We start from the raw sequence: 14,916 nt of genomic DNA on the forward strand, positions 1-14,916 counted from the left end.
GCTGAACCGGCCCCGCGGCTGCGGCGCGGGGCCGGTCGCGGCCGGTCAGGATCCGGAGCCCTGTCCCGCCAGGTCGTTCTTGGCGATGAAATCCTTGATCTCGGCGTCGGCCGCCTTCAGCGCGGCGTCGATGTCCTTGCCCTGCAACGCCTTCTCGATGGCCTTGCCGAAGGCCAGGCTGATGGCCCAGTCGTAGGTCGGCTCCGGCTTGGCGTGGGCGACGACCTGCTCCTCGATCGTCTTGGCCCACGGGTTCTCGGCCGCCGCCGGGTCGTTCTTGACCGCGTCGGCCACGGCGGCGCGCGGCGAGTACTTGGAGAACTTGGTGGTCTTGAAGAAGTCCACCAGCAGCGTGGTGTCGCCGGCCAGCAGCCAGGCGACGAAGTCGGCGGCCGCCTGCGGGTTCTTGGACTTGGCGTCGACGACGAGGGTCCAGCCGCCCAGCGTCGCGGTCGGCTTGGCCGGGTCGCCGTCGAAGGAGGGCAGCGCCGCCGCGCCGATGTTCGGCACCATCTTGGGGTAGTCGGACAGCAGCACGCCGGCCGCCCACGAGCCGCACACCATCATCGCCGCCTTGCCCTGGCCCATGGGGTTGGCGTCGGCGTACGGCGCGAGCGGCTGCTTGGGCATGATGCCCTGCTGGTAGAGCGTCTGGTAGACCTGCAGCAGCTGCCTGTACTTGGGGTCGGTCGCCTGGGAGGCCGACCAGTCGTCGCTGATCGGCAGGTGGCCGGCGGCGTTCCACTGCAGGCCCCAGGTCGACCACGCCATGTCCACGGCTGTGCCCGCCGTCACGACGCCGGAGACCTCCTTGGTGGTCAGCCGCTTGCCGTAGTCGATCAGTTCGGCCCACGTGGCGGGGGGCCGGTTCGGGTCGAGCCCGGCCTGGGCGAACAGGTCCTTGCGGTAGAACAGCACGGCCGACGGCTCCACCAGCATGGGGTAGGCGTACTTCTGGCCCTTGTACTGGATCGAGCCGACCACCGACTCCTGCAGGCCGGTCCACTTGTCGGCCGGGATGAGCCGCTCCAGCGACTGGATCTGGCCGGTACGGGCGAAGCCCGGGACCTTGTTGTAGTTGAGCGTGTAGACGTCGGGCGCCTTGCCCGCGGCCTGGGCGGCCTTCATCTTCTGGTCCCAGACGTCGGCCGGGACGATCTGGTGCTTGAGGACGATCTTGTCCTGGGCCTTGTTGAAGGCGGCGACCGCCTTCTTGTACCAGGCGTCCTCCTGGTCGGTGAACTTCTGCTGCCACAGGGTGATCTCGGTCCTGCCGCCCTGGGCTGCCCCCGGCGCCTTGCCCGCGCCTGATCCGCAGCCCGCCAGGACGCCGATCAGCAGGATGGCCGTCAACTGCCTTCGCACGTCTGCTCCTTCGCCTCGGTGGGGATGTCGCCGTGTTTGCGCAGGTCCAGGCGAAACAGGAAGACGTTGTAGGGCTCCCACAGCGACAGGTTGAAATACACCCGGCTGCCGTCGCTCGACGGGCCGGGATACAGGAAGGGGGCGTAGAGTCCCGGGTGGTCGGTGGCGCTGACGGCCGTGATCGGCTCGCTCCACGGGCCCCAGGGGGTGAGCCCCTCGCGGATGACGACTCCGGTGCCTTCCCGGAGGTACAGCATGATCCAGCGGTCGAGGTGGCTGTTGCGGACCACCGACAGCTCGCCGACGGTGTCGTCGACGACGAGCGTGGCCTTGGCGCGGTCGGCGCTCCAGCCCCGGGCGGTGCGGTACTCGTAGGCCTCGGGCCGCTCGACCTGCCCGGCGGGCACGCGCATCAGCGAGACCCCGCCGAAGCGGCCGGCCGGGATGGACCACAAGTACAGGTAGCGGCCCTCGCGAGCCACGCTGACCTGGGCGAAGCCCGACTCTCCCGGCCAGGTCGGCGCGTCGAGCACGGTCCAGGTCTGGCCCCGGTCGTCGGAGCGGGCCAGGCCGGAGTGGTTCACCTCCCAGTGGCCGGGCGCGCCCCAGTGCCGCACCGACATGTAGTGCAGGTACATGGCCTCGCCGACGGCGAAGCCGTACGTGGGGATGACGGTGATCTCGTCGTGGTCGACCTTTCTGGACGGCAGCAGCTCCTTGGCCAGGCCCGCCTCGTCGGTGATCATCCCGTCGAGCCGGACGCCGTCGGACAGGTCGGCGTCGGTCGTGTAGGCCATGACGTTGGAGCGCCAGAAGCCGCCGCCCGCTCCCGTCTGGCCCTCCTGGCGCTCGCCGAAGGTGTCGCCGAACACCAGGTAGGTCCGCTCGCCCATGGTGAAGGCGGATCCCAGGTCGGTGCCGTGCACGCCGTACCGATGCGTGGCCGGGCCGGTCACCTGCGCGACCTTCGTCAGGCCGCACACCCCGGCGAGCACGAAGTCACGCGCGGGCGGCCCGGCGCACCCGGCCGGCGACACGACGGGGGCGATCACCGCGATCCGCCCGGCGATCACAGGATGGGCAGCCGGGCGCTGACCGGCGGCAGGTCGAACGGCTTGTGCGGCAACTCCTGGTACCAGTAGGCGACCGAGGACAGGTCGTCGCTGCGGCGGTTGGCGTGGCCGTGCTCGATCGTCACCCGGATGGACCTGGTGAAGGGCACGGGGTCTTCGATGTGGAAGCGGTAGAGGGAGATCTGCCCGCTCCAGTTCTCGCCGCCCGGGAGCGTGATGCCGTGGTAGGGCGCGTGGTACGGCTGGCTCGGGCACCAGGCGGTGTTGAAGTAGTCCTCGGTGCCGGTGCCGTGGAGGCTGGGTGGGAAGGCCTCGCCGTCGATGAAGATCATGTCGTCGCCCTCGCCGTACCAGTTCCAGTCGGAGGTGCGGCGCAGGTTCGTCACGTTCAGCACGCAGCCCACGTAGTGGCCGCGGCCTTCGGCGTCGAGGATGACGTAGTTGCCCTCGCCGTCGAGGTTGGCGCCCTCGAAGAGGAACTCGGAGTTGGACATCGAGCCCTGCTCGATCCCGTCGGCCGGGCACTCGCGGCGCCACTGGGCGTGGAAGCGGCCCAGGCCCTCGCCGAGCTCGTCGAACTCGTCGTAGTCGATGTAGTAGTAGAACCACAGGACCTCCGAGTCGCACTCGCTGGTCAGCTCGAAGCGCGCCCGGGTGGCGAAGGGCATGTGGAACCAGCAGTTGAAGGCCTTGCCGTCCTGCGGGCTCATCTGGAGCGGGGCCGAGACGAAGTTGCCGGTGCGCGCGTGGCCCATGCCGAAGAAGTCGCCGAGCGGCACCAGCACGCTGGGGTGCTCGGAGTCGTCCCAGAAGACCCGCAGCACGAGCTTGCGGAGGAAGTCGCGGTCGGCCGTCTGCGGCGTGCCCGGGTCGCGGGGCGCGACGGTCATCCAGATGTGGTTGACCGAGCCCGCCCCGCGTATGTCGGCCAGCGTCACGGTCTGGCCGGGGCCGACCGTCAGGCGGTCCTCGTTCCCGCCGGCGCGGTCCCAGCTGGACACGCGGCGGCGGCGATGGTTTCGCAGCCGCGGGAGGTCTCGCAGGCTGCTGCCGTGCTGGCCGTAGGTCACGGTCATCCTCCTTGAGAAATCGATTGCTGACGGTCTACTCCCTGGGCGTCCGCCCGTCAATAGCCGCTCGCTGCAGCGTTACCCAATCGTCGCCACGCGAGGGGCCGTCCGGTGCTGTACACCTCCGTACATGAAACGCCAGTGTGCCAGCGGATATGCGGATCTGACCAGGTCCGACGGGTGGAGGGATCTGGGAAAACGATTTTTCGCTGTCGAGCTCCGGACCTAGCTCCGGACCAGCGCGAAGTCGTCGTGCTGGAGCCACATGTCGCCGTTGTCGGTCCAGATCCCCGCGAAGACCTCCACCGAGGTCCGGTTCCCGCTGTTGAAGCGTACGGTGAACCTGGTCCAGGAGTTCACGGCACGGAAGTTGACCTCGGCGAACGGCAGCCCGCCCGGGTCGCGGACGCCGAAGAAGCCGTTGTCGTTGTTGGGCGAGGTGCGCAGCCAGCCGGTGAGGGTGTAGGTCGTGTTCGGCGCGACCGTGACCGCCTGGTGCAGGTCGTGCCAGCCCCGGTTGTAGCGCACGAAGCCGTTCCTGTCGGCGGTGAAGGCCCAGGTCGCCTTGTCGACGCCGCAGTTGCCGCGACACGCCCACGGCGAGCTGACCGTGCCCGTCGTCTGGCGCTCGAAGCTCGGGTCGCGTATCAGGTTGGGGTTGGCGATCGTGGCGTCCGGGTTGAGGGTGATCTTGATCAGGTAGACGTTGTACGGCGTCCACTCCGACAGCGCGAGATACAGGTCGGGGCCGGACGACCAGGGGTGCATGAAGCCGCCGTAGAGGCCGGGGAAGTCGGCGAAGCTCGCCACGACGGCCGGGCCGCTCCAGGGCCCGGTGGGCGAGGCGGCCGACCTCAGCACGACGTCGCTGCCCTGCAGGTAGGTCATCAGCCACCTGCCGGTGTAGGCGTTGAACTGGACCGACAGCTCCGACACGGGCGCCGGGACCACCGGCGCGGCCAGGGTGTCGGGGCCGGACTGCCAGGCCGAGCCCGTCCAGTACTGGTAGGCGGACTTGACGAGCACGGACCCCTCGGGAACGCGGGCGAGGTAGGCCGAGCCGTTGCGGCCGCTCGGGGTGCCGAACATGTAGACGTATCCGCCGCGGCGGACGAAGGCGGCCATCTGGAAGTGGTTGTCGCCCGACGGGTTGTCCCAGCGCGGGCCGCCCGCCGTGGTCCAGTTCTGGCCGTTGTCGTCGGAGTAGGCGATGCCGGAGTAGTTGGTGTCCCACTGGCCGGGCGGGCCCCAGTGGCGTACCGACATGTAGGCGAGGTACTGCCTGCCGCCGACCGACACGCCGGCCGTGGGGATGACGGTGATCTCGTCGTTGTCGACCTTGCGGCTGGGGATCAGCTCCTTGGCGTGGCCGGGGGTGTCGGTGGCCGCGCTGGAGAAGGACATGCCGTCGGCGAGGTCGCGGTCGGTGCTGCGCAGGAGGACCTGGCTGCGCCAGTCGCCGCCGTTGGCGCCCGGCGGGGCCCATCCGTCGTCGAAGGTGTCGCCGAAGGCGGCGAGGATCTCGCCGCTGCCGTTGTCCCACATGATGCCGAGGTCGGTGGCGCGCACCTGCCAGGCGCGGTCCGTGGCGCTGAGCGAGCCGGGGCCGGTCATCTTGCCGACGACGACGGCGGGGGAACGGGCGGTCGAGGCGTGGGAGGGGCCGGCCGGGGCGATCGCCAGGGCGGTGAGCAGGGCGAACGCGGCGGCTGGGCGTAATGCTGGGCGTAAGCGGCGCATGGCGGCTCCTTGCCGACTCTCCGGGAATCGATTTCCCGGCATTGTGCAAGGGGAGACCGGAGCCGTCAATGCCGTGCCGGCCCGCCGGGCGGCACGGCGCGGACGCGGGGGCCGGCGCCGGGCGAAGGCAGGGTCAGTGCAGGGTGGCGGACAGCACGACGTGGCGCGGCGGGAAGTTCTCCCCCGCCACCCGCCGCAGCAGCAGTTCCGTGGCCTGCCGCCCGATCTCGTAGGTCGGCTGGGAGATCAGCGTCATCTCCTCGCTCAGCCCCAGCGCCCAGCTCATGTCGTCGAACACGGCCAGCGCGATGTCGTCGGGATACCGCAGCCCCGCCTCGCGCAGGGCCGTCACGGCGCCGAGCGTCATCAGGTTGTTGGACACGAACAGCGCGTCCGGCCTCGGCTGCAGCCCGAGCAGCTCGTGCGCGGCCGACCGGCCGCCCTCGATGCGGTAGTCGCCGCGCACCACCAGCTCCGGCCGGTACGGCAGGCCGGCCGCCTTCAGCCCGTGCCGGTATCCGGCCAGGCGGTCGACCGCCGTGGTCACCTCGGTGGGCCCGGCGATGAAGCCGATCCGCCTGCAGCCCTGGTCGACCAGGCGCAGCACGGCGTCCTGGGCGGCCTTGACGTTGTTGACGCCGACCCGGTCGACCCTGGCGGTCTGGAGCCGCCTGTCGATGGTCACCACGGGGATGCCGCGCTCGGTCAGCAGCGCGATCGAGGTGCGGGTGGCCGAAGCGGGCGACAGCAGGACGCCCGCCATGTTCTCGGCCGCCGCGACCTCGATGTAGCGCTGCTCCTTCTCCAGGTCCTCGTCGGTGTTGGCGAGCACGACGGAGTAGCCGGCCTTGCTCGCGGCGTCCTCGGCGCCCCTGACCATGGAGGTGAAGAACGGGTTGGTGATGTCGGAGATGATCACGCCGAGGACCGTGGTCGCTCGCGTGCGCAGGAAGCGCGCCTGGCTGTTGGGCCGGTAGCCGAGCTGGCGGACCGCGGCGAGCACGCGCTCGCGCAGCTCGGCGGCCACGGTCGGTCCCTGGTTGAGCACCCGGGACACGGTGGACGGAGAGACGCCCGCCTGCCTGGCCACGTCCTTGATCGTGATCTGTGACACCCGCACCTCCAGTCCGGCCCATCATCCCATTGACACCCGTCTGCCAGGAGCCTACGGTATCGGAAATCGATTTCCCACCTAGCTTCCCCGATTCCCCGAAGGAGAGCGCCACGTGGCACGCATCGGAGTGCTGAGCATGTCGGACGGGCGGGACTACGTCGCCCGCGACCTGGTCGACCACATCACCAGCGCCACCGGCGGGCTGGCGCGGGCTCTGCGGGACGCCGGCCACGAGGTGATCGTGGCCCCGGAGATCGTCTGGACCAACGAGCTGGCCACCAGCCAGGCGCGCTGGGTTGCCGACATGCGGCCCGACCTGACCGTCTTCAACTACGCGGTCTGGGCCTTCCCCCACTTCACCATGCTCGCCGCCGCGGCCACGCCCGGCCCGCTGCTGCTCATGGCCAACATCGACCCGGCGCAACCGGGGATGGTCGGCATGCTCGCGGGAGGCGGCGCTCTCGACCAGATCGGACGGGTGCACGCCCGCGCGTGGGGCGACATCGCCGACCCCGGCGTGCTGGGCCGGGTGCTCACCCAGGTGCGGGCGGCCCAGGCCGTCCAGGGGTTGCGCGGGTCCACCTTCGGCCGGATCGGCGGGCGCCCCATGGGCATGAACACCGCGGTCGCCAACACCGACCAGTGGATGCGCGTCTTCGGCGTGGACGTCGAGGAGATCGACCAGTGGGAGATCGTACGGCGCAGCGAGAACGCCGACGCGACCCGCGTGAAGGAGGCCCGCGAGTGGCTGGAGCGCCACGGCAACGTCCACTACGACGGCAAGCAGCTCACGCCCGAGCTGTTCGAGCGGCAGATCCGCAGCTACTACGCCATGCGCGAGCTCATCGACGAGTGGAACCTTGACTTCTCGGGCATCAAGGGGCAGCCCGAGCTGACCACCCACTTCTGCACCATGGACGTGGCCGAGGCCTTCCTCAACGACCCCTACGACTGGGAGGGCCCCAAGGAGACCCACGTCTGCGCGACCGAGGCCGACATGGACGGCGCGCTGACGATGCAGCTGCTCAAGCTGATCAGCGGCGACCCGGTGCTGTTCGCCGACGTCCGCCACTACCACGCCGACAAGGACGTCTGGGACCTGTGCAACTCCGGCCAGCACGCCACCTGGTACGCGGCCCGCTCGGCCGACCCGGCCGAGAACCTGGCCAGGACCCACTTCTACCCGGAGGTCTTCTTCTTCCCCGCCGGCGGGGCCAGCGTCCACCACCTGGCCGCGCCCGGCTCCGCCACGTTCGCCCGGCTCACCCGCCGCGACGGCCGCTACCGCATGCACGTCATGCGTGGCGACTTCGAGCTCTACGACGACGCGACCAACGAGGCGATGGCGCGGCAGTCCACGTTCGAGTGGCCGCATGCGTTCACCCGGCTCCACGCCCCCGCCACCGAGTTCCTCGGCAGGTTCGGCTCCAACCACATCCACGCGGTGCCGGGCGACCACGTCGGCGAGCTGAAGGCGGTCTGCGAGCTGCTCGACCTCGACTTCGACGGGTTCGGTGACCTCTAGCCATGCTCGTGCTCGGCATCGACATCGGGACCTCCAGCTCCAAGGGCGTCCTGGCGGACCCCGGCGGCAAGGTCGTGGCCACCGCGACGCGCGAGCACCGCACCTCCACGCCGCGTCCCGGCTGGTTCGAGCACGACGCGGCCGGGGTGTGGTGGGCCGACTTCGCCGCCCTGGCGGGCGCGCTGGCCAGGCCCGAGGTCGCCGCCGTGGCGGTGAGCGGCATCGGGCCGTGTGTCCTGCCCGCCACGGCCGACGGGGTGCCGCTGCGCCCGGCCATCCTCTACGGCGTCGACACCAGGGCCGTGCGGGAAATCGATGCCCAGCGCAAGCGGTACGGCGACGCCGCGATCCTGGAGCGGTGCGGCTCGCCGCTCACCTCCCAGGCCGCCGGCCCCAAGCTGGAGTGGCTGCGTGGCAACGAGCCGCGAGTCTGGGAGCGCACCCGGCGCCTGTTCATGGCCCACTCGTGGATCGTGCACCAGCTCACCGGCGCCTACGTGCTCGACCACCACTCGGCGAGCCAGTGCACGCCCCTCTACGACACCCGCTCCCACCGGTGGATCGCCGAGTGGGCCGCCGACATCGCTCCCGGGCTTGAGTTGCCCGAGCTGCTCTGGAGCGGCGAGGTGGCCGGACACGTCACCGCCGGCGCCGCCGCGCGGACCGGGCTCCCCGCCGGCATCCCGGTGGTGGCGGGCACGATCGACGCCTGGGCGGAGGCGCACAGCGTCGGCGTGCGGGAGCCGGGTGACGTCATGCTGATGTACGGCACGACCATGTTCATCGTGGAGGTGCTGGCCGAAAGGACGGCTTCGCCGTACCTGTGGGGGACGGCCGGGATCGCGCCGGGCACCTACACGCTGGCGGCAGGCATGGCCACGTCCGGGGCGGTCACCGCCTGGCTGCGCGACCTGACCGGCGCCGGGTACGAGGAGCTGACCAGGGAGGCGGCGGCCGTGCCCGCGGGCGCCGAGGGGCTGGTCATGCTGCCGTACTTCGCGGGCGAGCGGACCCCGCTGTTCGACCCGGACGCGCGCGGCACGGTGGTGGGGCTCACGCTGCGCCACGGGCGGGGGCACCTGTACCGGGCCGCGCTGGAGGCGACGGCGTACGGCGTGCGGCACAACCTGGAGGTCATGCGGGAGGCGGGCGGCACGCAGCGCCGGCTGGTCGCCGTGGGCGGCGGCACGCGGGGCGGGCTGTGGACGCGGATCGTCTCCGACGTGGTGGGGCTGCCGCAGGTGCTGCACGAGCAGACCATCGGGGCGTCCTACGGCGACGCGATGCTCGCGGCCGAGGCGCTCGGCGTCGGCACGCAGGGGTGGAACCCGGTGGCTGAGGTGATCGAGCCGGATGCCGCGGCGGGCTACGACCGGTTCTACCGGATCTACCGGGACCTCTACGGCGCGACCGCGCCGCTGATGCACGCCCTCGCCCGATCGTGAGCACGGCCGCCTGAGAACCCCGCCACGCGGCCACTCCGCCCCCGGCGTCCCCGGCGATCCGGTGCCCGCGTGAAAGCAACATCACCGATAATTCAAGCGTGGCGTCATCAGAGACCCGGCGCGTAGGCGACTACGAGCTCGACAGCCAGCTGGCGCGCAGCGACACCGGAGTCGTCTACCGGGGCCGAGCCCCCGACGGCACGCCGGTGGCGGTCAAGATACTGACCGCCGCGGCGGAGCGTCCCGACGTTCCCCGCATCGCGGGCTACCACCTCGCCCAGGTTCTGGACGCGGGCGTCTGGGACGGCAAGCCGTACATCGTCACCGAATACGTCCCCGGCCCCACCCTGGAGGCCGTGGTCCGGCGGGACGGCCCGCTGGAGGAGACGGCGCTCCACCGGCTGGCGATCGCCACGATGACCGCCCTGGCGGGCATCCACCGGACGCCCGCCGTGCACGGCGCCTTACGACCCGACAACGTCGTCGTCGGGCCCGACGGCCCCTGCCTGATCAACGCCGGGGTGGCGGCGGCCGTGGAGACCTCGGCGGCCCAGGCGACGCACCGGGTGGAGGCCCCCGGCTACCTGGCCCCCGAACGCTTCGAGGGCCGGCCACCCGGCCAGCCGGGAGACCTGTTCTCCTGGGCCTGCGTCATCGCCTACGCCGCGACCGGCAGCGGCCCGTTCGACGCCGGCACGCCGACGGGCACCATGAACCGCATCCTCAACGACGAGCCCGACCTCAGCCGGGTCCCCCAACCCCTCGACGACGTGCTGGCCGCCTGCCTGGCCAAGGATCCCGGACATCGCCCGACCGCGCCGCAGGCCCTGATGGCGCTGGTGGGCCACACGTTACGGGTGATCGCGCCACCCGCGCCCGAGCCGCCGGCGCGGCCTCGCCGTACCGGAAGGCTCCTGATGGGCGCCGCCGCCGTCGCGCTCGCGGCACTGTCCGCGGCCGGGGGCCATCTCGTGGCCAGGGCGACGGTCGCCCAGCCGCAGCCGGCGGCGACGCCGGCACCCACGCTCAGCACGGTGGCCGCGCCGCGGGAGCCCACGCCGCCGCCCGCGCCCACCACCTCCATCAAGGTGCCCGGGGTCCGCATGACGCTGCGGGAGCACCCCACCGACCCCATCAGGATGACCGCCTACCGTGTCGGCGAGGACACCTACGTCCGCGAGGGCGACACCTTCGTCAAGAGCGACATTCCGGGCGCCGACCCCGCGCACTCCCCCGACGGCCGCTGGCTGGCCCTGGTCGCGGGCACGCGGGTGACGCTGGTGGACCTGGCGGCCAAGGCGAGGCACACCGTCACCACGCAGCACGCCGGGACGGCCCCCACGTGGTCGCGGGACAGCAGGCGCCTCATGCTCACGGTCATCGCCAACGAGCGGTATGCCGGGTTCCTCCTCATCGATCCCGCCACGCGAGCGTCCTCCTTCGTCGCCACCGACGACACCGTCACCCCGGCCACGCGCAACTACGCCTGGCTGCCCGACGGCAGCGGCGTCATGATCGCCCACAGGTCCGGCATCCGCCTGCTCGACCTGAACGGCAGGCAACTGCGCACCATGGAATGGGTCGGCGACCCGTGGGGCCGCAAGTCGTACTCGCCAGACGGCCGGCTGTTCATGACCCACTGCCCCAGCGGCGGCACCTACTGCTTCTGGGACTCCGAGCAAGGGGTACGGCAGGCGACCATCGCGCTGTTCACCACGCAGGGCGGCGAGGCATGGGAGTGGTACGACGACCAGCACCTCATCGTGGCCGAGCCGCGACCCAAGCCGACGCCCGTGCACCGCCTGGTGACCATGGACTTCCGCGGGCAGGCCGGCCGCGTGCTGGCGGAGATCGCCGCCGAGGACGACACCGATGACCTGGTCTTCTACTTCACCAGGAGGACGAGGTGACACAGCTCGGCGACGTGCGACAGGTGGGCAGGCCGCTCACCGGGCCCGAGCGGGACCGGGCGGAGGCGGTACGGCGAGCCGCGCCGGTCGGCCTGGTCCAGCTCCTGGAGGTCGGGCCCGACTACCTCGTCACCGAGCGCGTGGAGGGACCGACGCTGGCCGAGCGGGTGTCGGCGGAGGGGCCGCTCGACCCGGACGCGGCGCACCGGCTGGCGGTCGCCGTCCTGGCCCCGCTGGCCGCTCTGCACCGGGCCGGGCTGGCGCACGGCCTGGTCCACCCCGACCAGGTGATCATGTCGGAGGACGGGCCGCGGCTGCTGAGCCCCGACCCCACCGACGGCGGTCCCGGCGCCTGGTACCCGGAGGAACCCGTCACACCCAAGGCCGACGTGTTCGCCTGGGCGGCGCTGGTGAGCTTCGCGGCCGGCGGTCGCGACCCCTTCGCGCCGCGTGCCGACGATCCGGACCTGACCCGCGACCTGCGCAGGCGACACGGCGCGGCAAGCCTCGGCGGGCTCGGCGGCGAGCTGCGCGACCTGCTGGCCGACTGCCTCAACGACGAGGCGGACCACCGCCCGGACTCCCAGGAGGCCCTGCTGCGGCTGCTCGGGCACTCGGGCGCGCTGGACACCGTCGTCCCGGCCGCGGCTCCCGCACCCCGGGAACGCCGTCCCCGCCTGCGCGTCGCCCTGGCGGCCCTGGCGATCGTCGCGGTCTTCGGCGCGGCGGGTTTCCTGGCCACGCCCCGCCCCGCGGCGGCCCCGGCCGCCACCGCCACGGCGGCGCCATCGGGGGCGCCATCGGTCAGGCCGCCGGCCACTGTCGCCCCGCCCGGACGGCGCACGCTGCCCGATGGGACCGGCACCCTCGACGAGGACCCCGCCTCCCGCGTCCGGCTGCTCTCCTACACCATCCAGCGCCACTCCGGCGGAGGCGGGGCCTACACGCTCTCCCCCGACGGAACCCGCTTCGTCAAGACCGGCGAGGAGTACTTCGCCTCCGTCGTCTCCCCCGACGGGCGCTGGGTGGCCACGGTGAACGAGTTCAGCGTCACCTCCACCAGCCGCCCCGAGGTCGCCTTCACCGACCGGCGTACCGGACGGTCGTTCGCCGTGCCGATCACGCTGGAGTTCCCCCGCTTCGCCCAGTTCCCCGAGTGGTCGCCGGACGGCACGCGGCTGCTGCTGACGCTCATGGAGCTCGACCCCGACAATCAGGCCATCGCCGCCCGGGGGTTCGTGGTCCTGGACGTGCGCACCCGGGCGGCCTCGATCGTGGAGACGGCCAACGACGAGGACATGCGGCGGACGTTCGCCCTGCCGGTGGCCCAGCGGGTCGGCTCCGGCTTCAAGTGGATGCCCGACGGCCGGTCGGTGGCGCAGGGCTACCTCACCCCGGAGCAGCAGTACGGCACGCGCGTCCACGACCTGACGGGACGTGTGCTGCGCTCCATGCACTGGGTCGGCCGCCCGGCCACCACCGGCTGGCTGTCCCCCTCCGGCACCGCCTTCGTCACCACCGACTGCAGCAGGACCGAGAGCGTCTGCCTGTGGGAGGTGGACACCGGCAAGCGCGTCGGCGGCCTGCGGCCCGGCACCGGCGGGCTGTACGGCTGGTTCGACGACCGCCACCTGGTCGTCGGCTCCCAGCCGACCGGCGGCGTCATCACCGTCCGGATCGTCGACCTGACCGGCCGGACGGTGCGCGAGCTGGGCGCCTTCGACCTGGGCGGCGAACGCGGCTACGTCCGCCTCTACTTCGGCGCCCATGCCTGACCCCACGGCCGGAACCGTCGGCGGCTACCGGATCCTCCGGGTGATCGGGTCCGGCGGCCAGGGCGTGGTCTACCTGGGCGAGTCGCCCGACGGGCGGCGCGTGGCCATCAAGACGCTCCACATGCCGCCCGACGCCGAGGAGGCGGCCCGCTTCCTGCGGGAGGCCTCCGTGCTGCCCCGCGTGGCCTCCTTCTGCGCGGCGCGGGTGCTCGACACCGGCGTCGAGGGCGGCATGCCGTACATCGTGAGCGAGTACATCGACGGCCCCACCCTCCTCGCGCGGGCCGCCCAGCGCCCCTTCGCCGGACGCGAGCTGCACCGGCTGGCGGTCGGCACCGTCACCGCGCTGGCCGCCATCCACAAGGCCGGGGTGACGCACCGCGACTTCAAACCCGCCAACGTACTGCTCAGCGGCGACGGCCCGCGGGTGATCGACTTCGGCATCGCGGTGACCGCCGCAAGCGACACCACGCGGCGGGACGCCGCGGGAACGCCCGCCTACATGGCGCCCGAGCAGTTCGCCGGCGAGCCGGTCGGCCCGGCCGCCGACATGTTCGCGTGGGCCTCCACCATGGTCTACGCCGCGACCGGCCGGGCTCCGTTCGGCCACGACTCGGTGCCCGCGATCATGCGCAGGGTCATCGGCGGCGAGCCGGACCTGGGCGCCTTCCCCGAGGGTGAGCTGCGCGAGATCGTGCTGGCCTGCCTGGCCAAGGACCCCGCCGAGCGCCCCACGGCGAGCCAGGTCCTGCTGCGCCTGCTGGGACTGCCCGAGCACACGGCCGCCCGGCCGCTGCCGGACCACGTGCTGGCCACCGGCAAGGGCGTGGCCGACGCCGGGACGCGGTCGCCGCGCCGCCGATGGCTCGCCGTCGGCGCGGCCGTGGCCGTCTTGGCTCTGGGCGCGACGGCCACCGCGATGATCGTCGGCCGGGAGCCGCCCGCGCCCGTCCGCCCCAGCCCGTCCTTCAAGGGGAGCGGCCCGCCCGACCCGAACACGACCCCGCTGGCGGTTCCCGAGCTGCGGGCCACGTTCTACGAAAGCCCGTCCGACCCCGTACGGCTCAGCGCGTTCGTCGTGCGGCAGGGCATGATCCGCCCGGCCTACGTCCGCGTGCCGGGCACGGCGCGGTTCGAGCGGCTGCCGGAGTACCGCGAGCCGGTCGTCTCCCCCGACGGCCGCACGGTCGCCTCGGTCTTCAGCTTCCCCCAGTTCGCTCCCGACAGCCGGGGGACGGTCCAGCTCACCGACCGCGCCACCGGCCGGTCGTTCCTGGTGCCGACGGTGGCCAAACCGCTCCTCGTCAAGCGCCCCGCGTGGTCGCCGGACGGCGGCAGGGTGCTGGTGACCGTCACCGACGCCGAGGACCGCACCCGGGGCTTCGTCGTGGTGGACGTCCGCGGCCGCACCGCGACACCCCTGGCCGAGGTGACGGGCCTGCCCGAGGGGGCCGTCGAGTTCGCGTGGACGCAGACCGGGAGGGAGGTCTATGTGAGCCTGGGCGACCAGCCGGACGGCGTGGCCGTACTCTCGCTGGACGGCAGGCCGCTGCGGACCGTCCGCGGCATCAGGACCACCACCGGCACCACGGCGTCCTTCTCGCCCTCCGGAGCCAGGCTCGCGGGCCTGTGTCCCGGCAAGCGGTTCGACGCGTGCGTGGTCGACCCGGCGACCGGACGGCGTCTCGCGCGCTTCCCGCTGCCGGAGAAGGGCAACCTGTGGAACTGGTTCAACGAGGACCACCTGCTGGTCTACAGCACGCCCTCGACCCGGTGGAGCGTGGACGTCGTCGACCTGAGCGGCAAACCGGTCCGCCCGTTCGCCCGCATGACAGGTGACGCGGAGACCTGGTGGCGGCTGATGTGGGGCCCGAGCTGACCCTCGGCCTCGCCCTGGGA

At 72.2% G+C, this 14,916-nt stretch carries 10 protein-coding genes; 5 read left to right on the forward strand and 5 right to left on the reverse strand.

The window, feature by feature from the left end; translation table 11 throughout:
- Window positions 1-45: 45 nt before the first annotated feature.
- The 5 genes from BSB02_RS14130 to BSB02_RS14150 all read right to left on the reverse strand — a co-directional run bounded on the left by BSB02_RS14130 (window position 46) and on the right by BSB02_RS14150 (window position 6,362).
- Window positions 46-1,365, reverse strand: a complete 1,320-nt coding sequence (locus tag BSB02_RS14130) for an ABC transporter substrate-binding protein (RefSeq protein ID WP_084959239.1) — start codon at window positions 1,363-1,365, stop codon at window positions 46-48.
- Entirely contained in the window at window positions 1,350-2,438 is a 1,089-nt protein-coding gene (locus BSB02_RS14135; RefSeq protein WP_206184682.1) for a DUF4185 domain-containing protein, read from the reverse strand. The genes BSB02_RS14130 and BSB02_RS14135 overlap by 16 nt, the downstream gene beginning before the upstream one ends.
- Entirely contained in the window at window positions 2,435-3,514 is a 1,080-nt protein-coding gene (locus tag BSB02_RS14140; RefSeq protein WP_084959240.1) for a glycoside hydrolase family 172 protein, read from the reverse strand. The genes BSB02_RS14135 and BSB02_RS14140 overlap by 4 nt, the downstream gene beginning before the upstream one ends.
- Window positions 3,515-3,733: 219 nt before the next feature.
- Complete coding sequence (locus BSB02_RS14145) at window positions 3,734-5,248, reverse strand: DUF4185 domain-containing protein (RefSeq protein WP_084959241.1); 1,515 nt, start codon at window positions 5,246-5,248, stop codon at window positions 3,734-3,736.
- 133 nt (window positions 5,249-5,381) lie between these two features.
- Window positions 5,382-6,362: a LacI family DNA-binding transcriptional regulator gene (locus BSB02_RS14150; protein ID WP_143590635.1), complete on the reverse strand. Its 981-nt coding sequence runs from the start codon at window positions 6,360-6,362 to the stop codon at window positions 5,382-5,384.
- A 112-nt stretch (window positions 6,363-6,474) separates the two neighbouring features.
- Between BSB02_RS14150 and BSB02_RS14155 the strand changes: the two genes are divergently transcribed.
- The 5 genes from BSB02_RS14155 to BSB02_RS14175 all read left to right on the forward strand — a co-directional run bounded on the left by BSB02_RS14155 (window position 6,475) and on the right by BSB02_RS14175 (window position 14,896).
- Entirely contained in the window at window positions 6,475-7,887 is a 1,413-nt protein-coding gene (locus BSB02_RS14155; protein WP_084959242.1) for an L-fucose/L-arabinose isomerase family protein, read from the forward strand.
- A 2-nt stretch (window positions 7,888-7,889) separates the two neighbouring features.
- Entirely contained in the window at window positions 7,890-9,332 is a 1,443-nt protein-coding gene (locus tag BSB02_RS14160; protein WP_084959243.1) for an FGGY-family carbohydrate kinase, read from the forward strand.
- A gap of 98 nt (window positions 9,333-9,430) precedes the next feature.
- On the forward strand, window positions 9,431-11,242 hold the full coding sequence (locus BSB02_RS14165; RefSeq protein ID WP_143590637.1) for a protein kinase domain-containing protein: 1,812 nt from the start codon (window positions 9,431-9,433) through the stop codon (window positions 11,240-11,242).
- Window positions 11,239-13,017, forward strand: a complete 1,779-nt coding sequence (locus BSB02_RS14170; RefSeq protein WP_084959245.1) for a serine/threonine-protein kinase — start codon at window positions 11,239-11,241, stop codon at window positions 13,015-13,017. The genes BSB02_RS14165 and BSB02_RS14170 overlap by 4 nt, the downstream gene beginning before the upstream one ends.
- A complete protein-coding gene (locus BSB02_RS14175) occupies window positions 13,010-14,896 on the forward strand; it encodes a protein kinase domain-containing protein (RefSeq protein WP_084959246.1) in 1,887 nt (628 codons plus the stop codon). Before BSB02_RS14170 ends, BSB02_RS14175 begins: the two co-directional genes overlap by 8 nt.
- Window positions 14,897-14,916 lie beyond the last annotated feature (20 nt).

The sequence above is a fragment of the Thermoactinospora rubra genome (assembly GCF_002093975.1).
In the GTDB taxonomy this organism is placed as follows: Bacteria; Actinomycetota; Actinomycetes; order Streptosporangiales; family Streptosporangiaceae; genus Nonomuraea; species Nonomuraea rubra_A.